The 22,135-nt window shown below is 64.7% G+C and carries 22 protein-coding genes; 12 read left to right on the top strand and 10 right to left on the bottom strand.

Features of this window, described 5'->3' with window-relative positions; all coding sequences use genetic code 11:
- The first annotated feature begins 69 nt into the window (after positions 1-69).
- Genes DKM43_RS09940 through DKM43_RS09930 form a run of 3 tightly spaced genes read left to right on the top strand, consistent with a single transcriptional unit; the run spans position 70 to position 2,743 of the window.
- Positions 70-756: a response regulator transcription factor gene (locus tag DKM43_RS09940; protein ID WP_109798329.1), complete on the top strand. Its 687-nt coding sequence runs from the start codon at positions 70-72 to the stop codon at positions 754-756.
- Positions 753-2,123: a sensor histidine kinase gene (locus DKM43_RS09935; protein WP_109798328.1), complete on the top strand. Its 1,371-nt coding sequence runs from the start codon at positions 753-755 to the stop codon at positions 2,121-2,123. Before DKM43_RS09940 ends, DKM43_RS09935 begins: the two co-directional genes overlap by 4 nt.
- Positions 2,120-2,743, top strand: a complete 624-nt coding sequence (locus tag DKM43_RS09930) for a hypothetical protein (protein ID WP_109798327.1) — start codon at positions 2,120-2,122, stop codon at positions 2,741-2,743. The genes DKM43_RS09935 and DKM43_RS09930 overlap by 4 nt, the downstream gene beginning before the upstream one ends.
- Here DKM43_RS09930 and DKM43_RS09925 read toward each other — a convergent pair.
- Complete coding sequence (locus tag DKM43_RS09925; RefSeq protein ID WP_109798326.1) at positions 2,740-3,429, bottom strand: CPBP family glutamic-type intramembrane protease; 690 nt, start codon at positions 3,427-3,429, stop codon at positions 2,740-2,742. The genes DKM43_RS09930 and DKM43_RS09925 overlap by 4 nt on opposite strands.
- Positions 3,430-3,551: 122 nt before the next feature.
- Here DKM43_RS09925 and DKM43_RS09920 point away from each other — a divergent pair, with 122 nt between their 5' ends.
- The 3 genes from DKM43_RS09920 to ruvC are packed head-to-tail and all read left to right on the top strand — an operon-like array spanning position 3,552 to position 5,153.
- Positions 3,552-4,316, top strand: a complete 765-nt coding sequence (locus DKM43_RS09920; protein WP_109798325.1) for a YebC/PmpR family DNA-binding transcriptional regulator — start codon at positions 3,552-3,554, stop codon at positions 4,314-4,316.
- 8 nt (positions 4,317-4,324) lie between these two features.
- The gene (locus tag DKM43_RS09915; RefSeq protein WP_109798324.1) at positions 4,325-4,675 is read left to right on the top strand and encodes a DUF3147 family protein; all 351 of its coding nucleotides are present in this window, start codon (positions 4,325-4,327) and stop codon (positions 4,673-4,675) included.
- A 1-nt stretch (position 4,676) separates the two neighbouring features.
- Positions 4,677-5,153: a crossover junction endodeoxyribonuclease RuvC gene (ruvC, locus tag DKM43_RS09910; protein ID WP_109798323.1), complete on the top strand. Its 477-nt coding sequence runs from the start codon at positions 4,677-4,679 to the stop codon at positions 5,151-5,153.
- Positions 5,154-5,258: 105 nt separating this feature from the next.
- Here the strand turns inward: ruvC and DKM43_RS16680 are convergent, their stop codons facing one another.
- Positions 5,259-5,348 carry a hypothetical protein gene (locus DKM43_RS16680; RefSeq protein WP_109798322.1) on the bottom strand — a complete coding sequence of 30 codons (90 nt, stop codon included), beginning with the start codon at positions 5,346-5,348 and terminating at the stop codon, positions 5,259-5,261.
- Positions 5,349-5,376: 28 nt separating this feature from the next.
- Between DKM43_RS16680 and DKM43_RS09900 the strand changes: the two genes are divergently transcribed.
- Positions 5,377-6,336, top strand: coding sequence for a hypothetical protein (locus DKM43_RS09900; protein ID WP_236632497.1), 960 nt, complete (start codon positions 5,377-5,379; stop codon positions 6,334-6,336).
- 498 nt (positions 6,337-6,834) lie between these two features.
- Here DKM43_RS09900 and ruvB read toward each other — a convergent pair whose 3' ends face one another.
- The 5 genes from ruvB to DKM43_RS09875 all read right to left on the bottom strand — a co-directional run bounded on the left by ruvB (position 6,835) and on the right by DKM43_RS09875 (position 9,684).
- On the bottom strand, positions 6,835-7,875 hold the full coding sequence (gene ruvB / locus DKM43_RS09895) for a Holliday junction branch migration DNA helicase RuvB (protein ID WP_109798321.1): 1,041 nt from the start codon (positions 7,873-7,875) through the stop codon (positions 6,835-6,837).
- A 1-nt stretch (position 7,876) separates the two neighbouring features.
- Positions 7,877-8,494: a Holliday junction branch migration protein RuvA gene (ruvA, locus tag DKM43_RS09890; protein WP_109798320.1), complete on the bottom strand. Its 618-nt coding sequence runs from the start codon at positions 8,492-8,494 to the stop codon at positions 7,877-7,879.
- Between the two features lie 72 nt (positions 8,495-8,566).
- Entirely contained in the window at positions 8,567-8,884 is a 318-nt protein-coding gene (locus DKM43_RS09885) for a heavy metal-binding domain-containing protein (RefSeq protein ID WP_109798319.1), read from the bottom strand.
- Positions 8,885-8,980: 96 nt separating this feature from the next.
- Positions 8,981-9,217 (bottom strand): DUF2312 domain-containing protein, encoded by a 237-nt coding sequence (locus DKM43_RS09880; RefSeq protein ID WP_109798318.1) that lies wholly within the window; start codon positions 9,215-9,217, stop codon positions 8,981-8,983.
- Between the two features lie 140 nt (positions 9,218-9,357).
- Entirely contained in the window at positions 9,358-9,684 is a 327-nt protein-coding gene (locus DKM43_RS09875; protein ID WP_236632496.1) for a DUF1244 domain-containing protein, read from the bottom strand.
- 64 nt (positions 9,685-9,748) lie between these two features.
- Between DKM43_RS09875 and pyk the strand changes: the two genes are divergently transcribed.
- Positions 9,749-11,209 carry a pyruvate kinase gene (pyk, locus tag DKM43_RS09870; RefSeq protein WP_109798316.1) on the top strand — a complete coding sequence of 487 codons (1,461 nt, stop codon included), beginning with the start codon at positions 9,749-9,751 and terminating at the stop codon, positions 11,207-11,209.
- Between the two features lie 187 nt (positions 11,210-11,396).
- Entirely contained in the window at positions 11,397-13,766 is a 2,370-nt protein-coding gene (locus DKM43_RS09865) for a TonB-dependent receptor (protein WP_109798315.1), read from the top strand.
- A 90-nt stretch (positions 13,767-13,856) separates the two neighbouring features.
- On the opposite strand, the gene DKM43_RS09860 is transcribed toward DKM43_RS09865, so the two are convergent.
- Entirely contained in the window at positions 13,857-14,540 is a 684-nt protein-coding gene (locus DKM43_RS09860) for a YggS family pyridoxal phosphate-dependent enzyme (protein WP_109798314.1), read from the bottom strand.
- A gap of 19 nt (positions 14,541-14,559) precedes the next feature.
- On the opposite strand from DKM43_RS09860, the gene DKM43_RS09855 reads away from it, so the two are divergent.
- The 3 genes from DKM43_RS09855 to DKM43_RS09845 all read left to right on the top strand — a co-directional run bounded on the left by DKM43_RS09855 (position 14,560) and on the right by DKM43_RS09845 (position 19,528).
- Positions 14,560-15,105 (top strand): thiamine phosphate synthase, encoded by a 546-nt coding sequence (locus DKM43_RS09855; protein ID WP_330857629.1) that lies wholly within the window; start codon positions 14,560-14,562, stop codon positions 15,103-15,105.
- 118 nt (positions 15,106-15,223) lie between these two features.
- Complete coding sequence (locus DKM43_RS09850; protein WP_109798313.1) at positions 15,224-17,653, top strand: DNA translocase FtsK; 2,430 nt, start codon at positions 15,224-15,226, stop codon at positions 17,651-17,653.
- A gap of 201 nt (positions 17,654-17,854) precedes the next feature.
- Entirely contained in the window at positions 17,855-19,528 is a 1,674-nt protein-coding gene (locus DKM43_RS09845) for a sensor domain-containing diguanylate cyclase (protein WP_161554068.1), read from the top strand.
- Positions 19,529-19,584: 56 nt separating this feature from the next.
- Here the strand turns inward: DKM43_RS09845 and DKM43_RS09840 are convergent, their stop codons facing one another.
- Both DKM43_RS09840 and DKM43_RS09835 read right to left on the bottom strand, forming a co-directional pair.
- Positions 19,585-19,980, bottom strand: coding sequence for an acyl-CoA thioesterase (locus DKM43_RS09840; RefSeq protein ID WP_109798311.1), 396 nt, complete (start codon positions 19,978-19,980; stop codon positions 19,585-19,587).
- The gene (locus tag DKM43_RS09835; RefSeq protein WP_109798310.1) at positions 19,977-22,082 is read right to left on the bottom strand and encodes a S9 family peptidase; all 2,106 of its coding nucleotides are present in this window, start codon (positions 22,080-22,082) and stop codon (positions 19,977-19,979) included. The genes DKM43_RS09840 and DKM43_RS09835 overlap by 4 nt, the downstream gene beginning before the upstream one ends.
- Positions 22,083-22,135 lie beyond the last annotated feature (53 nt).

Below are 22,135 nucleotides of genomic sequence, written 5' to 3'. Positions count from 1 at the left end.
GGCCACCGTCCGGCGTGAAATGATCGCGCCGGACGGTTTGCCATTTGGCGATCTGGAAACACGGGACCGATGAGCAACCTCAACATCCTTTACGTTGAAGACGATCCGCGCGCCGCAGAAGCCGTGCGCTCGCTGCTCGATGCCGATGGCGATCGCCTGGCCTGGGAACAGACCGGGACCGGCGGGCTCCAGCGTGCGGGCGCCGAACCCTTCGATGTCATCATCCTTGACCGGATGCTGCCCGATATCGACGGCCTGACCATCGTGTCGCGGTTGCGCGCGGCGGGGGTGGGCACGCCGGTGCTGATGCTTTCGGCGCTGGGCCGCAGCGAGAACCGCATTGAAGGGCTGGAAGCGGGCGTGGATGATTACCTTGCCAAGCCTTACGAACCGCCCGAACTGGTGGCCCGGCTGCGCGCGCTGCATCGCCGTGCGGCCGGTGCCGTTCACGGAGCGGTCATCATCTATGGTGCCTTCGAATGCCACGTTAAGGCCCGCACGGCGTTCCGTTCCGGCAGACACATCCCGCTTTCCCCGCGCGAGTTTGCGCTCTTTCGCTATTTCATGGAGAATGCGGGCGAGACCGTGACGCGCGAAATGTTGCTGCGCGATGTGTGGAACATGAACTTCGATCCGCAGACCAATGTCGTCGACGTGAACATCGGACGCCTGCGCCGCAAGCTGGAAGACGGCTTTTCCAGCCCTGCGCTCGAAACCATCTGGGGCGCAGGATACCGCCTGACGAGAGGGGAATGAACGCCGCAACACCCCAGCGCAGACGCCGCCGGTCGATCTTCGGGCAACTCACTGCCGCCTCGATCCTGATTGCGGTCCTGGCGGTGGCGGTGCTTTTCGCGGTCACGCTGCTGACCGTCCAGCGCCAGACCCGCGCCTCGCTCTCGGCTACGGTATCGACCGATCTTGCCGGGCTGATAGACATCTACGCCACTGCCGGGCGCGAAGAGCTGCTGCAACGGGTGAACGACCGGCAGGCTGTCGTCAGCCTTGAAGGGCGGCGTTCGCACTATCTTGTTGCCGACGGTGCCGGGCGCCCGCTTGCAGGCGACATCGCGAAATGGCCGCCTCTCGACGCAGCGCGATCCGAGCAGGGCTTTCTTGCGCTTTCCGACGGAACGAAGGTCTATGCGCAAGGAGCGCGCCTGGCACCGGGGCTGCAACTGCTGGTCGCCCGCGAGTATGAACGCGACAGCGCGGCGCAGACCATGCTTTCGGGAGCGTTCCTCGGTGTCGGCGCGGCCATCGTGGCCGCCGTGGCGCTGGTTGCATGGCTGACGGCCCGGCATCTGGCGCGCCGGATGGATGCGGTCAATGCCGCGCTGGGGGCCGCCGCCGACGGCCGCAGCGCCCGTTTTCCGGCCCGGTCGCGGGGGGGCGACGAGATCGACGAGATCGCCGCCCATGGCACGCGCCTGCTGGCCCGCAAGGCGCAACTGCTCAAAGCCTACAAGCAGGTGTCCGAGCATGTCGCCCACGAAGTGCGCACGCCGCTGATGCATCTCGACAACCGGCTGGCCAGCGCCATGCAGGAACGGCCCGAAGCACCCGGCGGGCCGCTGGGCCAGGCAAGAGACGAGATCCGCTCGATCGCAGCCATGCTGGATTCGCTGCTCGACATTGCCTCTGCCGAAAGCCGCAGGGGCGATCTGGCAGGGCTTGCCGAACTTGATCTCAGCGCCCTGGCGCGCAGTCTCGCAGAGCTTTACGAAGGCAGCGCGGAGGATGCAGGGCTTCTGCTCGAAACCGCGATTGCGCCGGGCGTGACCATGCTGGGCGAGCGGATGCAGATCACGCGGCTACTTTCCAACCTGCTTGACAATGCCATCAAATACGTTCCCGAAGGCGGCACGATCCGGCTCAGCGTGGGGCCCGGCCCGCGCATCGTGGTCGAGGACGATGGCCCCGGCATCCCGCACGACCAGCGCAGCCGCATCTTCGAACGCTTTTCGCGCGTCACCGCCCCAGCCGACCCGGAAGGGCCGGAAAAGCCCGGCCACGGGCTGGGGCTTGCCCTTTCGAAAGCCATCGCCGAACGGCACGGCATGATCCTGCATCTGGGCGACAGTCCGCGTGGCGCGAAGTTCATTCTGGAGCCTGCACCATGACCTTTGCGAAAGCGAAGATGCATAACCCGTTGGGGGTGGCGGCGGCCCTCATCGTGCTTGCCACGGGCTTTGGCGGTTGCAGCACGGGCCGCGCAGCACCCGATGCGCACGCCCGTTCTCATCCGGCAGCGGTGGCACCCGTGGCGGATCAGCCTGCCGCACACATTGCCCGGCTGCTGGCCGAAGCCGATGCCACCCAAGATGATCCGCGCGCGCTGGGCAGGGCCATCGCCATGCTCGACGCATATGGCGCCCGCCCCCTTGATCCGGAGGCCGATCCGGTCGCTGCGTGGCGCAGCACGGCGCATATGCCGCAAACCCCGCCCTATCGCGGGCGTTTGCTTGGTCCGGCCTACAAGGCCGGTCAGCTTCCCCCCGGCACCAGCGTCCGCCTGCCGCAACTGTTCAACGGTGGCCGCATCGCCCGCGTGGCCGTGGCGACACCGGCGCAGGCCGCCATCGAGTTTGCCGTGCTCGATGCCGAAGCGCGCCCCGTCTGCCCGCCCGCGCGTGCGCGCAATCCCGAATGCACGTGGACTCCGCTCTACAGCGGGCGCTTCGAAATCGTGCTGAGCAATTCGTCGGCAAGCGCGGCCGGATACTATCTCGTGATCGATTAGGCCGACAGTTGCGCCAGCGTCAGCATGATGGCGTTGGATGCAATGTGGTTGAGGATTGCCGCCAGCAGGCCGAGCCGCACCCGCATGTGGCCGAACATCAGCCCCGAAAAGTATTGCGGCAGGACCATCGGCAGGACGATCAGGCTGACCTTGGGATAGTTGAACACGTGGAGCAGCGCGAAAAGCGCGGTCATGGTGTGAAACAGCCATGGAAAGCTGCGCACGAACCAGCCCGGCACCGTGCGGCGGGCATCGAGGCGATACCACAGCACCGCACCGACAATGACCGTGGCAAGCAGGATTGCTCCGCCGACGAGGGGATTGCCCCGTCCGAATGCGGCATAAAGCGGCAGTTCCACCATGACGAGCGCCATCGTCGCGAGCGTGGCGGGCCGACCGCTCATCCAGCCGCGGAAGAACAGTTCCTCCAGCACCGGCGCGAGCAGCACCGCCCCGCCCCACAGCGCCAGCGGAGAAAGACCCTCGAAGGCATTGGGCGATGGCAGGCCGAACAGCTTCTGCCAGCCCAGCATCAGCGGCATGACGACCAGCCCCAGTCCGCCGATCTGCACCACAGCCAGCACCAGCCAGCGCTGGATCGCGCCATCGGCGTTCAGGCCTTCGGCAATCATCGGGCGGGGGTTCTTCAGGAACGCGACGAGTTCGGTCAGGGTCTGGCGTATCATCGGCGCCTGTTCTGCCGCCAAATGGCCGATTGCGCCAGTCCGCCTTTGCGCGGCGATTGCCAGAAGGCCGCCGCGTGGGCTAGGGGCCTTGCAGACTCACGATCACCGCAAGAAGACGGATCATGGCAGGCCATTCCAAATTCAAGAACATCATGCATCGCAAGGGCGCGCAGGACAAGAAGCGCTCGGCGATGTTCTCCAAGCTTTCGCGCGAAATCACCGTGGCGGCCAAGATGGGCATGCCCGATCCCGACATGAACCCGCGCCTGCGCGCGGCGGTGAACGCGGCCAAGGCCCAGTCCATGCCCAAGGACAACATCGCCCGCGCGATCGACAAGGCGTCGAAGGGCGATGCCGAAAATTACGAGGAAGTGCGCTACGAAGGCTATGGCCCTGGCGGCGTGGCGATCATCGTCGAGGCGCTGACCGACAACCGCAACCGCACCGCCACCAACGTGCGCACCGCCTTTGCCAAGAATGGCGGCAATCTTGGTGCGAGCGGCGCGGTGAGCCATGGCTTTGAACGCCTCGGCCTGATCGAATATCCGGCCAAGGTGGGCGATGAGGAAAAGGTTCTGGAAGCCGCGATCGAGGCGGGCGCGGACGATGTCGAGTCCGATATGGGCGATGGCGACGAGAACCCCGGCAGCCACCAGATCTGGGTTGCGGTGGAGAACCTGCACGAAGTCGCCCGCGAACTCGAAAAGGTTCTGGGCGAGGCCGAAGGGGTGAAACTCGCCTGGCGTCCCAACATGAAGACTGAAGTTTCCGCCGAAGACGCCGCAACGCTCCTCAAGCTGATCGACGTGCTTGACGACGATGACGATGTGCAGACCGTCTGGGGCAACTACGAAATCCCCGATGAGGTCATGGAAAAGCTGGGCTGATTGCGGGCATGTGGCAACTGGTCGCCAAGGCGCTCCTGTCGGGCGTGCTGATCGCGGCCATTGCCGAAACCGGAAAGCGTCTGCCTGCGCTGGGCGCACTGGTCGCCTCGCTTCCGCTCGTATCCGTGCTCGGCATGGTGTTCCTGTGGCACGCCCGCCCGGATGCCGAGAACATGGCGATCCATGCCGAAGCGACGTTCTGGTATGTGCTGCCATCGCTGCCGATGTTTCTGCTGATCCCGGCGCTGCTGCGCCATGGCGTGTCGTTCTGGATAGCGCTGGTTGCGGGGTGTGCGCTCACCGTGCTGCTCTATCTGGCGATGATGCAGATCGGTCCGCGCTTCGGACTGAAGCTGTAGGATGATAATCCTGGGTATCGACCCCGGCCTCACCGTTACTGGCTGGGGCGTTGTGTCCAAGGCGGGCAGCCGCCTCAGCCATGTCGCCAACGGGCAGATCCGCACCGACAACAAGGCCACGATGGCCGAACGCCTTGTGGAACTGGATGCCGCCCTTGCCTCGGTGATCGACATCTACAGGCCCGACAGCGGCGCGGTCGAAGAGGTCTTCGTCAACGTCAATCCGCAGTCCACGCTCAAGCTGGGGCAGGCGCGCGGGGTGGCGATGGTCGCCGTGGCGCGCGCTGGCATACCGGTTGCCGAGTATCCGACCAAGGTCATCAAGAAAGCACTCGTCGGCACGGGCGGCGCGGAAAAGCAGCAGATCCAGCACATGCTGAAGATCCTGCTGCCCGGCGTGCTACTTGCCGGCGAAGATGCGGCCGACGCTCTGGCGGTGGCCATCACCCACGCCAACATGCTCGGCAGCCACCGCTAACGCGCCCGGCAGCTTACCCCGCAAGGCACACTTCGCACAGAAAAGGGCGGCTCCCCCCGGAGGCCGCCCTTCCCGCTCGCCTGCCGCGGCAGGCGATGAAATGCTTCAGCCGCGCGGCGCGCGAGCCTGCCTGGGCGCGCCGAAACGCCGCCGCGCAACCAGAGCCGCCGCCGCCGCTCCGAACAGGATCACCATCGAGGGTTCGGGCACATCGGTGCCCCCGTTGGTTCCGCCCGTCGTCGTGCCGCCGTTCGACGAGGAGGTGGAGCTGGAAGTCGATGTCGAGCTGGAGGTCGAAGACGAGGTGGATGAGGAGGTCGAGCTGGAGGTCGAGCTGCTGGTGCTGCTCGAAGTCGAGGAGCTCGTGCTCACATTGCCCGAAGACGTCGATGTCGACGAACTCGTGCTGACGTTGCCCGACGAAGTCGATGTCGAGCTGCTGGTGCTGACATTGCCTGACGAGGACGACGTGGAACTGCTGGTGCTCACGTTGCCCGAAGACGTCGAGGACGAAGAACTGGAGGTAACGTTGCCCGATGAGGAACTGACGTTCCCGCTGGAGGAGGAGACGTCATTCCCGCTCGACGAGGACACATTACCGCTTGAGGAAGAGACGTTCCCGCTCGACGATGAAACATTGCCGCTGGAAGAGGACACGTTGCCGCTCGACGACGAGACGTTCCCCGAACTGCTGCTGACATTGCCGGAGGAGGTGCTGGACGAACTGCTGACCGCGCCGCTTGAGGTGGAGACATTGCCGGACGAGGTCGAGCTTGAGGTCGAAACCCCGCCCGTGGAGGTTGAGACACCACCGGTCGACGTCGAGGTGGATACGCCCCCGGTAGAAGTCGAGACCCCGCCGGTAGAACTGGTGCTGGAGATGCCGCCGGTTGACGTTGAAACCCCGCCGGTCGAGGTCGAGACGCCCCCCGATGTCGACGAGGTGGAACCGCCAGACGTGGATGTAGAGCCGCCGGAGGTCGAGGTCGAACCGCCGGAAGTGGAGGACGAGCCCGTGCTGGTCGAGGAAATCACGACGCTGCCGCCGCCACCGCCGCCGCTGCCGCCGAAGAACCCGCCGAAAAAGCCGCCGCCAAAGCCGCCGAAGCCGCCGCCGCCGATCACGACCGGCACGCCGCCACCGCCGCCGCCCACGGGCTGTGGGGGCATGGGCGGCATGTAGGGCACGGGCATCATCGCCATTTGCTGCGCTGGCTGGCAGGTGCGCGTCGTGGTGGTTGTCACCACGCGGCGCGCGCGATGGACGACCCGCGCGCTCTTGCGGGCCGGAGCCACACGCTTGGCCACCTTGGCCTGCTTGACCTTCACCGGCTTGACGCGGTGGATCTCGCTTGAACTTGCAGGTTCGGACACGTGAACCGCACCGCCGCCGAGCATTGCCCCGCCTGCTGCCGCTGCCGCCAGTTTTGCCAAAGCCATCCGAACAGACATGATCTTGCTCTCGTTCTTTCCTGGGAGCGGCTTAGCAGATGCGCGGTTAACGCCCTGTTGGCCCTCCTTGACGGATCAAACAACGCAGATGGCCGGGCCAAGGGCAATGCCGTTAACCCTCTTTGCAGGCCGGATTCTGACCGAAATCGGGACCGATCCGGGCAGGCCGTTCACCTTGTGCCAATATGGGACCGAATCCGGCGCGAGTCCTTATCGCAGGCGACGTCCGTCAGTCAGCGCTGTCGAACAGGCCGGGAAGTTCGCCGGCCTTCTGCCCGGTTGGCGGAGCAAGGCCGAGATGCTGCCAGCCGCGGTCATTGAGGCAGCGTCCGCGCGCGGTGCGGGCAATCAGGCCAAGCTGGATGAGGTAAGGCTCGATCACTTCCTCGATCGTGTCACGCGGCTCAGAAAGTCCTGCGGCAAGGGTTTCGACGCCCACCGGCCCACCCTTGTAGATATCCGCGATCATCATGAGATAGCGGCGGTCCTGCAGGTCCAGCCCGATCTTGTCGACCTCAAGGCGGGTCAATGCGTCGTCGGCAATCGATTCGCTGATCACCTGCGCGCCGGCGACCTGCGCAAAATCGCGCACGCGGCGCAGCAGGCGCCCGGCCACGCGCGGCGTCCCGCGTGAACGGCGGGCGATCTCGGTGGCGCCGCCCTTGTCGATGCCGATGCCCATCAGGCTGGCGCCGCGCACAACCACGCGCTCAAGCTCTTCGACCGAATAGAACTGGAGCCGCACCGGAATGCCGAACCGGTCCCGCAGCGGGGTTTGCAAAAGACCCTGCCGGGTGGTCGCGCCGATCAGGGTGAAGGGCGGCAGGTCGATCCGCACCGAGCGCGCCGAAGGCCCCTCGCCGATCATCAGATCAAGCGCGCGGTCCTCCATCGCCGGATAGAGAACTTCCTCGACCACCGGATTGAGGCGGTGGATTTCATCGATGAAGAGCACGTCGCCATGCTCAAGATTGGTCAGGAGGGCGGCAAGATCGCCCGCCTTGGCGATGACCGGGCCGGACGTGGCGCGGAAGTTGACGCCCAGTTCGCGCGCGATGATCTGCGCCAGCGTGGTCTTGCCCAGCCCCGGCGGGCCGAAGAACAGCACGTGATCCATCGCCTCGCGCCGCATCTTGGCGCTTTCGATAAAGACGTGCAGGTTGTCCTTCGCCGCCGCCTGCCCGACAAACTCGGCCAGCGTCTTCGGGCGCAGCGCGGCGTCCTGATCCTCGATCTGAGAGGCGGCGGAAAGGAGCGGGTTATCGGTCATCTCACCCCGCCGCTCTCTTCAGCGCCACGCGCACCAGATCGTTCAGGCCTGCATCCTCGCCCAGTTCCTTGACTGCTGCGGCCACGGCGCTGCTGGCGACAGCCGGCTTGAAGCCGAGGTTCTGCAAGGCCGAGACCGCATCGGCGCTGGCGTTGCCGGGAGGTGGAGTGAACCCTTCGTCGCTGCCCATGCCGATCGGGGAAGCATAACCCGCCAAGCCGCCCGCCTTGTCCTTCAGTTCATTTACGATGCGGCTGGCAAGTTTGGGACCAACGCCGTTGGCGCGGGCGACCATGGCGGCATCGCCCTGCGCGCAGGCGCGCTGGAGTTCTTCGACCGAAAGCGCCGAAAGGATGGCCAGCGCCACCTTGCTGCCAACGCCCTGCACTGCCGTCAGCAGGCGGAACCACGCACGTTCCCCGGCGCTGGCAAAGCCGATGAGGCGCTGGTCGGTTTCGCTCACCTGCATTTCGGTGTGGACCACCACCCTGTCGCCGCGGTTGCCGAGGTGGCTGAGCGTCTTGGCCGAGCAATGGACGAGATAGCCCACGCCGTTCACGTCGATCACCGCCCAGTCCGGGCCGGTATCATCGAGTATGCCGGTGAGCTTGGCGATCATGGTTTGTTCCTATGCACCGCCCTTGTGCGGGGTGCAAGGGGCAGGGTGGAAAGGGCGCATGCGGCCCGATCTTCAGACCAGCACTGCCGTGCCGCTCACGCTTACCATCAGCATCGAGCCGCGCGCGCCGATGGTTTCATAATCGATATCCAGCCCGATCACCGCATTGGCGCCAAGCGAGCGGGCACGATCTTCCAGTTCGCGCAGGGCCTGTTCGCGGCCGCGGGCCAGCACTTCCTCATACTTGCCCGATCGGCCGCCGAAGATGTCGGTGACAGAGGCAAAGATGTCGCGCACGATGTTGGCGCCGAGGATGACCTCGCCGGTTACTACGCCGAGATAGCGCTGCACCGGCCGACCTTCGATGCGCGACGTGGTGGTAAGGATCATGGCTGCCCTTTCGAACTCAGGTTCTGCAATTGAGTCAGGCCAGCCTAGCGGCCGCACAAGTCAATGCCGAGGGGTTTTCACCCCCGCAGGCAGGCATCAGTCGATGCCGAGGGCGTTCTTGTAGGTTTCGAGAACGGCTTCCATCTCGCGCCGGTCATCGGGCTTCATCTTCCGCAGGCGGACGATCTGGCGCATGATCTTGGCGTCGTAGCCTGTGGCCTTGGCCTCGTTGTAAACGTCCTTGATGTCGTCGGCGATGCCCTTCTTCTCTTCCTCCAGACGTTCGATCCGTTCGATCAGGAGGCGCAGGCGGTCGTCGGCGGAATCAGCCATTGGGAAAATCTCCGGGCAAGAAGCGTGAATCGGTTGGCGGGCCTGATAGACGCGCCAACCGCTTCGGGCAAAAGGGTGCCTGTGGAAATCTGCGGCAGGAGAAGGATGGCGCGCAAGCGCAAGCCCGCGCCATCGGGCGATCAGTGCGTCCCGCCGTTCCGCTTCAGGCTTTCCTCCATGCGCGCCAGTTGTTCGGGCGTGGCCTCGGTCTGGTAGGCGGCCTTCCATTCATCGAACGGCATGCCGTGGATCACCGCACGGGCCGCGGCCTTGTCGGCGGCAAAACCCGCATCGCGGATCCAGTCGGCCAGACAATTGCGGCAAAAGCCCGCAAGGCCCATCAGATCGATGTTCTGCACATCATGGCGGTGCTGAAGATGCTTTACCAGCCGACGGAAGGCCGCAGCGGCAACCGCATCGGGAAGATCATCCACAGTTACGGCAGGCGGGGTTGCATTCGTATCCACTGCAATCGTCCTTGGGTTTTGAAATGGCATGGGCCATAGCGCGTCACGCGTTCTGATAAGGAGTATGATCGTCGTGGCCAAGCTTGATCCTCGCGGCAGAAAAGTGAAGATCCTGGCAACGGTCGGCCCTGCAAGCCGCGATCCCGAAATGCTGGAAAAGCTCTATCGCGCCGGTGCCGACGCCTTTCGCGTGAACATGAGCCACGGCGAACACGCCATCCATGCCGAGACCATCGCCAATATCCGCGCGCTGGAAAAGAAGATGAACCGGCCCATCACGATCCTGTGCGATCTGCAGGGGCCGAAGCTGCGCGTCGGCACCTTCAGGGAGGGCCGTGCGGTGATCCGCCATTCGGGCCACTTCACGCTGGATCGCAATCCCGAACCGGGCGATGAAACCCGTGTCTGCCTGCCGCATCCCGAACTTTTCGGCATCCTGCAAAAGGGCCAGCGCCTGTTGATCGACGATGGCAAGCTGCGCCTGCGCGTGATCCGGGCCGACCAGAACGAAATCCTGTGTTCGGCCGAAGTGGGCGGCGTCATTTCCGATCGCAAGGGCGTGAACGTGCCCGATGCGGTGGTGCCGGTGCCCGCACTCACCGAGAAGGACCGCCGCGACCTTTCCTTCGCGGTCGAACATGGAGCCGACTGGATTGCGCTCTCGTTCGTCCAGCGTCCGGAAGACGTGGCCGAAGCGCGGCGCCTGATGGGCGGCTACGGCTCGCTCATGGCCAAGATCGAAAAGCCGGCGGCAATCTCGCGACTGGAAGAGATCATCGAACTGGCCGACGGCATCATGGTGGCGCGCGGCGATCTGGGCGTGGAACTCAACCCCGAAGACGTGCCCCCGCTGCAAAAGCGCATCGTCGAAAGCGCCCGGCGTCAGGGCAAGCCTGTGGTGGTGGCCACGCAGATGCTTGAATCGATGATCGAGGCCCCCACCCCGACGCGCGCCGAGGTTTCGGACGTGGCCAACGCGGTCTATGACGGGGCGGATGCGGTGATGCTTTCGGCCGAAACCGCGGCGGGGGCCTGGCCGGAAGAGGCGGTCACGATCATGCACCGCATCGCCGCGCAGGTGGAGGCCGATCCCGGATACCTTGCGCGCGTCCACTTCATCGAAACGCTGCCCGATCCGACCACGGCCGATGCGCTGGCGCAGGCCGCCGCCAGCATTGCGGCAACCCTGCCGATTGCCGGGATCATCGTGTTTACGGGATCGGGGTCCACCGCGCGGCGCGTGGCGCGCGAACGCCCCGGCGTGCCGATGCTGGTGCTTACGCCTTCGCAGACGACCGCACGCAAGGTGGGCCTGCTTTGGGGCGCCCACGCAGTCAGCACCAAGGACATCGGCAGCTTCGAGGAGATGATCGGAAAGGGCAAGCGCATGGCGCTGCGCCACGGTTTCGGCTCTGCCGGGTCGAAGCTGGTGGCGCTGGCCGGGGTGCCGTTCGGCACGCCGGGTGCGACCAACCTGCTGCATGTGGTGACGCTGGCCGGAAACGAACTGGAACGCCACGGTTGAGGACGGCCGATAGGCCGGAAGACCAAGGGCAAGCCACCGCTGGCGCACCACCACGTTGGCGAGGCGGCATCAGTGCCGTGCAAAACTGCCACACCTGTCTGTAATATTTAATTGCTTAGTTGAAAACCGGTTGATCGCCGCGCGCTGCTGAACCAAGTCCCGTGCATAATCAAAACGGGAGTTGTGAATGCCAGCTATTCATGCACGTGGTCTGCGATATGAGGGTCTGCGTTCCGGCCTGGTCCGCTCGGCCAGCGCCCTTGCCCTGCTCGTTGCGGGTGCGGGTGCGGGCAGCGCCGTGGCGCAGGAAACGCCGCAGAGCGAGGAGCAGATGTCCTCGATCGACCTGCTCAACGCCGACATCATCGTGACCGCAACCAAGAAGAAGGACGTGGAGAACGTCCAGGCCGTTCCGATGGCGATCACCGCCTTCAACGCGCAGACCCTTCAGGCGCTTCAGGTGCGCGATCTCCAGACACTGACCTTCAGCGCCCCCAACGTCTCGCTCGATCAGGTGGGCACCTCGCGCGGCACGGCGAACTTCTCTATCCGCGGCCTTGGGGTGAACAGCTCTATCCCATCGATCGACCCGACCGTGGGCGTGTTCATCGACGGCGTCTATATCGGCGTCAACGCGGGCCTGGTCTTCGACGTGTTCGATCTTGGCTCGATCGAAGTGGCGCGCGGACCGCAGGGCATTCTCTATGGCCGCAACACCACCGGCGGCGCGGTGCTCGTCAATACCGGCGATCCGACCTCCGATTTCCGGGGCAATTTCCGCGTGTTCTATGAAGGCCCGGTCGATTCCGGTCGCGGTTCGGGCAACTTTGCGGCACAGGCTGTGGTTTCCGGCCCGCTCATCAAGGACAAGCTGAACTTCAAGATCGGCGGCTACGTCAACAACGACCGCGGCTATTTCAAGAACCTGTTCGACAACAGCGACTTCGGCAAGGCCGAGACCGAAATCGTGCGCGGCGCGCTTGAGTTCCTGCCCACCGAAACGGTGCGCATGGTCGCCAAGGTCGAATACTTCACCAGCAACGGCGATGGACCGGCCGGCCAGAACCGGGCGCGGTTCAAGCGCGACACCTTCGATTTCTCGGTCGACAACCGCGGCTTCTATCGCAACGAAGCATGGTTTGCGACGCACAAGACCGAAATCGACATTGGCGATGGCAAGCTGACCAACATCTTCGGCTTCCGTGATTTCCAGTCGGCCACCAGCGGCGACATCGACGCCCTGCCGGTGTTCCGCTTCCACTCGGAAACCGCCTTCAACCAGCGCCAGTATTCGAACGAACTACGCTACAACGTGCGGCTGGGCAATCTTGACCTGACCACTGGCGGCTTCTGGTTCCAGCAGGATCTGGGCTACGACGAAATCCGCCGCTTCCCCGCCTTCATCAGCCCGCTGACGCAGATCGGTGGCGGACGGCAGGATCACGAAGTGCTGGGCCTGTTTGTGGCGGGCGACTATGACGTGACCGAGAAGCTCACGCTGACGGCAGGTCTGCGCTGGTCGAAGGAAACCAAGGATGCGGCCGTCACCTACATCCGCCCGCGCCCGACATGCTCGGTCATTGCCGCCACTTGTCCGACGTCCGGCGTCAACCCGATCATCCCGAACGAGAACAACGGCTTCACCAACAAGCGCACATGGGAAAACTGGAGCCCGAAGGTCGGATTCCAGTATCGCTTCAACAACGATGCACAGGTCTATGGCAACTGGTCGCGCGGCTTCCGTTCGGGCGGCTACAACTTCCGCATCACCAATGCCCGCGCCTTCGAACTGCTGGCAGGCGTGGGCGGGCCGAACCCGCAGTTCGCGTTTGACGAAGAACAGGTCGACAGCTTCGAACTGGGGGTGAAGTATCGCACGCCTGACCGCAAGCTGACACTGAACCTTGCCGCCTTCCGCACGGATGTAGGCAACATGCAGCGCGAAGTGAACGAGGGTTCGGCAGCGGGCGTTGCGCAGTCGATCTTCAACACCGCCGATGCCCGCATCGATGGCGTGGAAGGCGAAGGCCGCTTTGCCGTGAACAAGAACCTGCTGCTCACCGCCAACTTCGGCTATATCAACGGCCGCTACCGCAAGGTGCTGTTCGATCTTTCGAGCGACGGCGTGGTGAACGATGCCGACAAGCGGCTGGCCCTGCCGCGCACGCCCAAGTGGACCTATGGTGCAGGTGCCGTGCTTGATTTTGCCACTGGCGAGAAGTCGAGCGTCATGGCCCGTGCGAACTGGCAGTTCCGCGATCGCTTTGCCTATACCGACAACAACTTCGGCTGGATCGCCTCTTCCAACAACCTCGATGCCTCGATCAGCTACAACACCGGCGGGCTGACCTTCACTGTCTATGGCCGCAACCTGCTCGACCAGGTGCAGCATGGTGGCGATACCCAGCTTGGCAGCGGAGCGGCGCAGATCCCCGTGTTCGGGGGGCCGCTTTCCACCGGGGTGAACGTGCCCTTCGCGGAAAATCCGGCCGTCGGCACGTTCTCGCCGCTTGTCCGCGGGCGCGTGCTGGGCGTGGAAGTCAGCGCGAACTTCTGACCACCCGGTCCGGCGAGGTCATTCAGCCGGAATCACACAGCGGGCGGGGGCGCAGTGCTTCCGCCCGCTTCTCTTGAGCGGATGGGCGGTTCAGCGCGCGCCGAAGAGCGCCGAGCCGACGCGGATGTGGGTCGCGCCAAGCTGCACCGCGACTTCGAAATCATCGCTCATGCCCATGGAAAGGGCGCGCAGGCCGTGCTCGTCGGCCAGCTTGTCGAGCAGGGCGAAGAACGGTGCGGCCTCGATTCCGGCTGGCGGCACACACATCAGGCCGATCACGTCGATGCCCGCCGCCTTCGCTTCGTCCAGAAGGCCCGGCAGATCGGCCACCGCACAGCCGCCCTTCTGCTCTTCGGCGCCGATATTCACCTGCACGAAGCAGGGCACCTTGCGTCCCAGCTTCGCCTGCGCCCTTGCCAGCGCTGTGACAAGGCTGGAACGGTCGAGCGAGTGGATGCAATCGAACAGTGCCACCGCATCTTCCGCCTTGTTCGACTGAAGCTGGCCGACCAGATGCAGCGAGACATCGGGATGGGCCGCGCGGATAGCAGGCCACTTGGCCTGCGCTTCCTGCACGCGGTTTTCGCCAAAGACACGCTGGCCTTCGGCGATCAGCGCCAGGATCGCTTCGGCTGGCTTGGTCTTGGATACCGCAACCAGCGTGACATCTTCAGCTTTGCGCCCGGCGATGCGGGCCGCTCTGGCGATACGATCGCGCACATCTGCGAGCGGAGAAGACGGGGCGAGCGGGAAGGAAGGGACTGCCTGTTCCATGACGCGGTGCTATAGCGCCATGATGGGAAAGCGCCAGAGCGCCGGAAAGACCGGCCTGCCCCGGCAGATCGTGTTGAGCGATGCGCGCAACGACGGCGCGCTTTCCCGTGCGCTTGCCCGCATGCCGCGCGGCGGCGCGCTCGTGTTTCGCCACTATCACCTTGCTGGCCCGGCCCGGCTGCGGCGCTTCAGGAAACTGCGCGCGCAGGCCGGAGCGCGGGGGCACAAGGTCATCGGGGCGCGTCTGCCGCAGCACTGGCGCTGCGACGGGGTCTATGGCACGGCCCGCGAAGTGGCGGGCAAGGCCGGACTGCGGCTGGCCACCGCGCATTCCCTGCGCGAAATTGGCATGGCGGTGCGCGCCCGCGCCGATGCCATCCTGCTTTCGCCCGTGTTCCCCACCCGATCACACCCCGGAGGCGGCGTGCTGGGACCGGTGCGCTTCCTTCTGCTGGCCCGCCAATCACCGCTGCCGGTGATTGCGCTGGGCGGGATGACGCGCGCGCGCGCAGCGCGGCTGCCGGTTCATGGCTGGGCAGCCATCGACGGCATGGCCGCCACCTGAAGGCCCATTACTTGACGGCCTGGTATCTGAAGGCGGGTATTTCTCGCCGGGATTCTTGACGCTGACTCCCCGTCGGGCGCATTATGCGGGGGCACTGGATCAGGGACAGATTGAAACAATGGCAAGCCGGGCAGCAACTTCCGTGCGCAGGAACGACGCCGACTGGCGGGCCGTGCTGCGCCGTTCGCTGCGCCGGAGCGCCGAACTGCTCGGCGGCACCCTGCTGCTGCTGGCCATGCTGTTCCTTGCCTTGTCGCTTGCCAGCTATACCCAGACCGATCCTTCGGGCAGCACGGCATCGGGCAGTCCGGTGGAAAACTGGATGGGGCTGGCCGGTGCCTGGGCATCCGAGCGGGTGTTCCTTGCCTTCGGCCTGCCCGGCGTGCTGCTGCTGCCGCTACTCTGGGTTTTTGCACGGCGGCTCTGGGAGTCCGAAAGCGATTTCTTGGACGCAGACACTGGCGACGAGGAAGCGGACGTGGCGCCCGCGCCGCAATGGTGGCGGCCAACGCTGCTGCTGTTCGTTGCCATGGCGCTTATCGGCACGGCACTCGCGCTGTGGGGGCCAAGCGCCACCAGCCGCCTGCCCGCCGGGCCGGGCGGGCTTTCCGGGCTGCTTGGGGCTGCGGCGATCCGCGGGCTGGCCGGGCTTGCCCGCAACCTCGCACCGGCAATGGCCGACCAATGGATCACGGTGCCGGCCGGACTGCTGACGCTGGCGGCCGGACTGGCCATCGCCAGCCGCATTTTTGCCTTCGACTGGGTGCGCATGCTCTCGCTCCCGCCGTTCCTGCGCCGCCTGCCGCGCGGCCGGGTGGCTGAAATCGACGATACCGACGCGACTGCCGAAAGCGACGCGCGCGCCGTTTTGGCGGCAAGACGTGACAAGCGCGAGAAGGATGCACGCGCGGCGGCTGCGGAAATTGACGCCGAAGTGGCCCTTGCCCAGCGCAAGCCGACCGAGATCAGCGACGCCACCCGCGCGCCGGTTCTGGCGGCGGCTCCAGCCAAGGCCCGGCAGGGCGACCTGTTCGACAAGTTTGAACTGCCCTCGATCGAACTGCTGGCAGAACCGCCCGCCGGGTCGGCCCAGAAAATCGACAAGCTGGCGCTTGAGCGCAATGCGCGCCTGCTGGAGAACGTGCTGGATGATTTCAACGTCAAGGGCGAAATCACCGCGGTGCGCACCGGCCCGGTCGTGACAATGTATGAACTGGAACCGGCGCCCGGAATCAAGGCCAGCCGCGTGATCGGGCTGGCAGACGACATCGCCCGCAATATGAGCGCGATTTCCGCGCGCGTCTCGGCCATTCCCGGCCGCACCGTCATGGGCATCGAACTGCCCAATGCCGTGCGCGACATGGTGAGCTTCCGCGAACTGGTTGCCTGCGAGAAGTTCGCCAATTCGCGGGCAATGCTGCCCATCATCCTTGGCAAGGACATTGCGGGGGAACCGGTGGTGGCAGACCTTGCCACGATGCCGCACCTGCTGGTGGCGGGCACGACCGGTTCGGGCAAATCGGTGGGGCTGAACTGCATCCTGCTTTCGCTGCTCTACCGCCTCACGCCCGCGCAGTGCCGCCTGATCCTCGTCGATCCCAAGGTGCTCGAACTCAAGTCTTATGACGACATTCCCCATCTGCTCTCGCCGGTCGTCACCGAACCGGCCAAGGCGGTGCGCGCCCTGAAATGGGCGGTCGAGGAGATGGAGCGCCGCTATCGGCAGATGTCCTCGATCGGGGTGCGCAACCTTTCGGGCTTCAACGAAAAGGTCCGCGCCGCCCAGGCCAAGGGCAAGCCGCTGGGCCGCCGCATCCAGGTGGGTTTCGATCCCGATACCGGCGAGGAACTGTTCGAGGAGCAGCAGCTCGATTACGAAGTGCTGCCCCAGATTGTCGTCATCGTCGACGAGCTGGCCGACCTCATGGTCACGGTCGGCAAGGAAATCGAAGTGCTGATCCAGCGGCTTTCGCAAAAGAGCCGTGCGGCGGGCATTCACCTCATCATGGCCACGCAGCGGCCTTCGGTGGATGTCATCACGGGTGTCATCAAGGCCAACCTGCCGACCCGCATTTCCTTTGCCGTGACCAGTCGCATCGACAGCCGCACCATCCTCGGCGAACAGGGGGCAGAACAGCTTCTGGGCAAAGGTGACATGCTCTACAAGCCCAACACCGATCCCATCAAGCGCGTGCATGGCCCGTTCGTTTCCGACGAGGAAGTGGAAAAGGTGGCCGATCACTGGCGCGGGCAAGGCAGCCCGGAATACGTCGATTCGGTTACGGAAGAGCCGGAGGACGGCGGGTTCTCGTTCGACGACATCGACAGCGCCTCGGACAACCCCGAAGACCGCAAGTATCGTCAGGTCTGCCAGCTTGTGTTCGAAAGCCAGAAGGCGAGCGCAAGCTGGATCCAGCGTCAGATGGGCGTGGGCTACAATACTGCATCCAAATGGATCGAACGGATGGAGGCCGATGGCCTGGTCGGGCCGGCCAACCATGTGGGACGGCGCGAGATCTACAGGGACCGCGACGGCAATCCGCTGTAACCGCAGAACTGGCCTGCCCGCCACCTGCCTGCCGGCAAGATCGCTTTCCATTTATTGCGCAAGGGCAAGAGACAAGGAACTTACCGCATTCTTTAAGCGCGCCATTGTGAACCAGTCGCAAAGCGGATTAACCCGGTTCTAAACTTGTTGTTCTAGCTGGCAGGCATGATTTTCGTGCTTGTCCGTTTCTTGCTTTGTGCAATGGCGGCGTTCGGCGTGCTTTCGCAGCCGGCGCAGGCACAGGCAATCGCGGTGGAGCGCGAGTGCCACGCCGAGGCCCGGCTTGACGAAAGCTGGGATCAGGTGGCCGCCGATCCGGCGCGCTGGAACTGCGGGCGCACCGACTGGACCCATACCGCGCAGACCGTGCTGATCCGCTTCATTCTGGGAGATGGGGAAAACCGGCTTCTCCCGCAAAGCATCACCACCCACACCGGACATTTCGATCGAATCGATGTCGGCCTCGTCTCGCGCGATGGTTCGATCGTGTGGGCATCGCACTGGCCGCAGGATCTGCGGCACCTCGGCACCGGCCCTTACATGGCCTTGCCACTGGCGGGCGTGACCGCCGAGACCGCCGAAATCGCGGTGCGCGTGGTGCGGCCGTGGAACAAGACCATGCTGAGCGAGATGAAGCTCGACCCGCATCCTGACGGCACGGGGTGGCCGCTGCCGATGATCGTGAGCATGGCCGCAATCTGCGGGATGCTGCTGGTGCCGCTTCTGGTCAATACCGCGTTCTATTCGGTCCTGCCGGAACGTTACGTGATCTGGCATCTCGTCATGGTGGCGGCCATGCTGGTTCAGGCAGGCGTTGCCACGGGTTTCATCCACCTGCTTGGTGCGCAGGACATCGCCTGGGAGTGGCAATTGTCGAACATGGCCTTTGCCACGATGGGGTCGGCCGCACTGATGTTTGCGGCAAACTTCATCGAGCCGGGCCTGCTGCCCCGCCGAATGACGCGTGCGGCAGGCTGGCTGGCGGGCGCCATCTGGACCACCGGCGTGCTCAGTTGCATCAGGCTGGAAATGGTCCGTCCCTGGTCTTCGGGGGCGATGTATCTGGCCATGGGCCTTGCCATCGCCATGCTGTGCATCATCATGATCTGGGCGCAGTTGCGCGGCAGCAAGGCGGTCTGGTTCCAGATCTATGGCTGGTCGCCGCTGCTGGTCATCGGGGCGTGGCGTGTGGCGGCCTATCTCGTGCCCTCGTTTCACCCGACCGAAGCCATCGTCGTTTATCAGCTATCGCTTGCCTTCGAAGTGCTGGTCACGGCGATCGGCATCATCAGCCGATTCGTCGATGTGCGACAGGAACGCGACGAGGCGACGGCCCGCGCGCTCGAACTGGAAGGCATGGCCGGGCGCGATCCGCTGACGGGCCTGCGCAACCGCCGCTCGATCGAACGGCGCTTCGAGGATCTGTTCCTTGCAGGCTTCCGCACGATGGCGGTTATTGACCTCGACAATTTCAAGGCGGTCAACGACACCCACGGCCATGCGACAGGCGATGTCGTGCTGCGCGCCGCAGCCAGCGCACTGGCCGAAGACCGCGATACCCGCGCGATCCGCATGGGCGGCGAGGAGTTCCTGCTTCTGCTGCGCGGCCCCGATGCGGCCGCACGCGCCGAACGCTGCCGCCGTGCCATTTCCAGCCGCATCGCATCCGAAGTGGAAGGGCTTGACCGTATCGTCACGGCCAGCATGGGTCTGGTCGAGCACGATACCAAGGGCAAGCTGCGGATCGACTTTGCCACGCTCTACGCCCGCTGCGACCAGTTGCTTTATGAAGCCAAGCGCCGCGGCCGCAACTGCACCATGCGCGAGAAGGTGACAGGCTTCCAGCCACCCCTTGCCCCCGCCGAGGTGGCCTGAACGCCCGGCGCCGAACGATCACGGCACTCAGGCCGCAAAACTCAGGCCACAGACTTTCAGGGCAGAAACGGCGCGGCCACCTCTTGCGGCACCCGCAGGATGCGGCCCGATGCGCGCTCGATGATCGCCCAGGTGGTCCTTGCGCTGACGATCGCCTTGCCCGCCGCATTGCGGAACACCACGCACCGGTCAAACCGCGCGCCGCTGGGCGGTTCGGGAATGAAGGTTTCGGCGGTGACGCTTTGCCCCTCGGCAATGTTGCCGCGATAGTCGATCTCGTGCCGTGTGACGACCCAGACATAGGCTTGCTGGTGTTCAGCGCTTGCCACCGCCGCCCAGTGCGCCGTGGCTATATCCTGAATCCAGTTCACCCAGACCGCATTGTTCACGTGGCCCAGCTCGTCGATGTGCTCTGGCCCGGCAGTAAAGGTCAGCGTGTGGCGATTGCTCAAGCCTGCACCCCCAGTTGCCACAGGATGAAGGCAAACTCCTCTGCTGTCTCCTTCAGGCTTTCGAACCGGCCCGATTTGCCCCCATGGCCTGCGCCCATGTTGGTCTTGAGGATCAGTTCGTTGCTGTCGGTCTTCATCTCGCGCAGCTTTGCCACCCACTTGGCCGGTTCCCAGTAGGTCACGCGCGGATCGTTCAGCCCGGCCGTCACCATCAGCGGCGGATAGGACTGGGGCCTGACCTGATCGTAGGGGGAATAGGACCGGATCAGTTCGAAGGCCGCCTTGTCCTCTATCGGGTTGCCCCATTCGGGCCACTCGCCGGGAGTCAGGGGCAGGTCCGGGTCGAGCATGGTGTTGAGCACATCCACAAAGGGCACGTGCGCCACGACCGCGCCCCACAGGTCCGGGTCGGAATTGATGACCGCGCCCATCAGTTCGCCACCGGCCGATCCACCGGAAATGCTGATCCGGCCCGGCGCGGTGAACCCGCGCGCGACCAGGCCCTTCGCCACATCGACGAAATCGTTGAAGGTATTGGTGCGTGATTCCAGCTTGCCTGCCTTGTACCAGGCGCGGCCAAGATCATCCCCGCCGCGGATATGGGCAATGGCATAGGCAAAGCCCCGGTCCACAAGGCTGAGCCGCGTGGTCGAAAAGCCCGGACCGATGGCAATGCCATAGGCGCCGTAACCGTAAAGGTGAAGCGGCCCGCCGGGACCGCCGTTGATCGCGTCCCGGTCGCGGCGCCAGACCACGCTGACAGGCACCATGGTCCCGTCGCGCGCGGCAATTTCCAGCCGCGCCGTTTCATAGAGCGAGGCGTCATAGCCGCTGGGGATTTCCTGCACCTTGAGCAGGGTGAGGCTGCGGCTGGCCACGTCATAATCATAAACCGATGCGGGGCTGACCATCGATTCATAACCCACCCGCAGCACGGTCATGTCCCATTCGGGATTCTCGCCCAGCGAGGCTTCGTAGCTTGCTTCGGGAAACACGACCGGCTCGATCCGCGCGGGGTCGTCGTAGTAGCGCACCTCGATCCGGTCCAGCCCGCGCACCCGTCCTTCGACAACGTAGAAATCGCGGAAGAGTTCGAACCCGGTCAGATAGAAATCGTCGGTGCCTTCGATCAGCGTCGTCCAGTTGGCGGGATCGGCAAGCGGTGCGGTGGCCAGCCGAAAGTTCTCGTGCGTATCGTTGGTGTGGATATACAGAACGCCGTCGCGCTCATCCACGTCATACTCCACCCCCTTGCGCCGGGGCCTGACCAGCAGCGGCGGGCAAAGCGGGTCATCCGCCGGAACCAGCCGCACTTCACCGGTTTCATGGTCGCCAGTGGCGATGATGATCCACTTTTCGTTGGCAGACAGCGAAGCGCCGACGCGGAAGCCTTCGTCATCTTCGTGATAGAGTTCGACATCGTTTTCCAGCGGCTGGCCGATCCAGTGGAGGCGCGCATTGTCGGTGCGCCAGTTCTCGTTGGCGAGCGAATAGACAAGGCCGGTATCGTTCTTCACCCAGATCAGCCCGGAAAGCGTGCCGGGGATCTCGTCGGACAGCACTTCGCCTGTGGCGATCACCTTGATCCGCGCGGTAAAGCGCTCCGATCCGTTGTCATCGACCGACCACGCCAGCTTCGTGCCGTCCTTCGACACGGCGATGGCACCCAGCCGGAAGTAGTCCTTCCCCTCTGCCAGCGCCACTTCATCAAGGATGAGTTCGTCCGCGCTGCCATCGTCGGGCGCACCCACGGGCCTGCGCCACCACTTCTTGTATTCCGCGCCTTCCTCGAACTCGATCCAGTAGAGGAAATCGCCGTCCTTCTGCGGGACCGACTTGTCGGCCTCCTTGATGCGGCCACGCATTTCCCGGAACAGCGCATCAATTACCGGCTGGCGTTCAGCCATGCGGCTTTCGAACCACGCGTTTTCGGCTTCCAGATGGGCAAGCACCTCCCTGTCGGTCACGTCGGGATAGCCGGGATCGCGCAGCCAGGCATAATCATCGGTAACGGTGATGCCGTGATGCGAGAAGACATGGGGCTTGCGGGCGGCAACGGGGGGCGCGCTCGGCTGGGGTGTGGCAATGCTCATTGCCTGCATCTATGTTGGGTCCATGATGCCCGCAAGCCGGGCCTGCCTTTTCAGGACAAGAA

Origin of the sequence: Novosphingobium meiothermophilum, assembly GCF_003171715.1 — a bacterium.
Taxonomy (GTDB): Bacteria; Pseudomonadota; Alphaproteobacteria; order Sphingomonadales; family Sphingomonadaceae; genus Novosphingobium; species Novosphingobium meiothermophilum.
The sequence above is the reverse complement of the archived record's forward strand: the minus strand, read 5'-3'. Positions and strand labels throughout refer to the sequence as shown.

What these genes read in the sequence shown, in the direction of transcription:
- DKM43_RS09845 (WP_161554068.1), top strand. Translation starts at nt 17,855, where the DNA reads ATGGCGGCGTTCGGCGTGCTTTCGCAGCCGGCGCAGGCACAGGCAATC.
- ruvC (WP_109798323.1), top strand. Translation starts at nt 4,677, where the DNA reads ATGATAATCCTGGGTATCGACCCCGGCCTCACCGTTACTGGCTGGGGC.
- DKM43_RS09940 (WP_109798329.1), top strand. Translation starts at nt 70, where the DNA reads ATGAGCAACCTCAACATCCTTTACGTTGAAGACGATCCGCGCGCCGCA.
- DKM43_RS09860 (WP_109798314.1), bottom strand. Translation starts at nt 14,540, where the DNA reads ATGGAACAGGCAGTCCCTTCCTTCCCGCTCGCCCCGTCTTCTCCGCTC.
- DKM43_RS09835 (WP_109798310.1), bottom strand. Translation starts at nt 22,082, where the DNA reads ATGCAGGCAATGAGCATTGCCACACCCCAGCCGAGCGCGCCCCCCGTT.
- DKM43_RS09925 (WP_109798326.1), bottom strand. Translation starts at nt 3,429, where the DNA reads ATGATACGCCAGACCCTGACCGAACTCGTCGCGTTCCTGAAGAACCCC.
- DKM43_RS09885 (WP_109798319.1), bottom strand. Translation starts at nt 8,884, where the DNA reads ATGATCCTTACCACCACGTCGCGCATCGAAGGTCGGCCGGTGCAGCGC.
- DKM43_RS09855 (WP_330857629.1), top strand. Translation starts at nt 14,560, where the DNA reads ATGATGGGAAAGCGCCAGAGCGCCGGAAAGACCGGCCTGCCCCGGCAG.
- pyk (WP_109798316.1), top strand. Translation starts at nt 9,749, where the DNA reads ATGATCGTCGTGGCCAAGCTTGATCCTCGCGGCAGAAAAGTGAAGATC.
- DKM43_RS09935 (WP_109798328.1), top strand. Translation starts at nt 753, where the DNA reads ATGAACGCCGCAACACCCCAGCGCAGACGCCGCCGGTCGATCTTCGGG.
- ruvA (WP_109798320.1), bottom strand. Translation starts at nt 8,494, where the DNA reads ATGATCGCCAAGCTCACCGGCATACTCGATGATACCGGCCCGGACTGG.
- ruvB (WP_109798321.1), bottom strand. Translation starts at nt 7,875, where the DNA reads ATGACCGATAACCCGCTCCTTTCCGCCGCCTCTCAGATCGAGGATCAG.
- DKM43_RS09850 (WP_109798313.1), top strand. Translation starts at nt 15,224, where the DNA reads ATGGCAAGCCGGGCAGCAACTTCCGTGCGCAGGAACGACGCCGACTGG.
- DKM43_RS09865 (WP_109798315.1), top strand. Translation starts at nt 11,397, where the DNA reads ATGCCAGCTATTCATGCACGTGGTCTGCGATATGAGGGTCTGCGTTCC.
- DKM43_RS09920 (WP_109798325.1), top strand. Translation starts at nt 3,552, where the DNA reads ATGGCAGGCCATTCCAAATTCAAGAACATCATGCATCGCAAGGGCGCG.
- DKM43_RS09880 (WP_109798318.1), bottom strand. Translation starts at nt 9,217, where the DNA reads ATGGCTGATTCCGCCGACGACCGCCTGCGCCTCCTGATCGAACGGATC.
- DKM43_RS09930 (WP_109798327.1), top strand. Translation starts at nt 2,120, where the DNA reads ATGACCTTTGCGAAAGCGAAGATGCATAACCCGTTGGGGGTGGCGGCG.
- DKM43_RS09915 (WP_109798324.1), top strand. Translation starts at nt 4,325, where the DNA reads ATGTGGCAACTGGTCGCCAAGGCGCTCCTGTCGGGCGTGCTGATCGCG.
- DKM43_RS16680 (WP_109798322.1), bottom strand. Translation starts at nt 5,348, where the DNA reads ATGGTGATCCTGTTCGGAGCGGCGGCGGCGGCTCTGGTTGCGCGGCGG.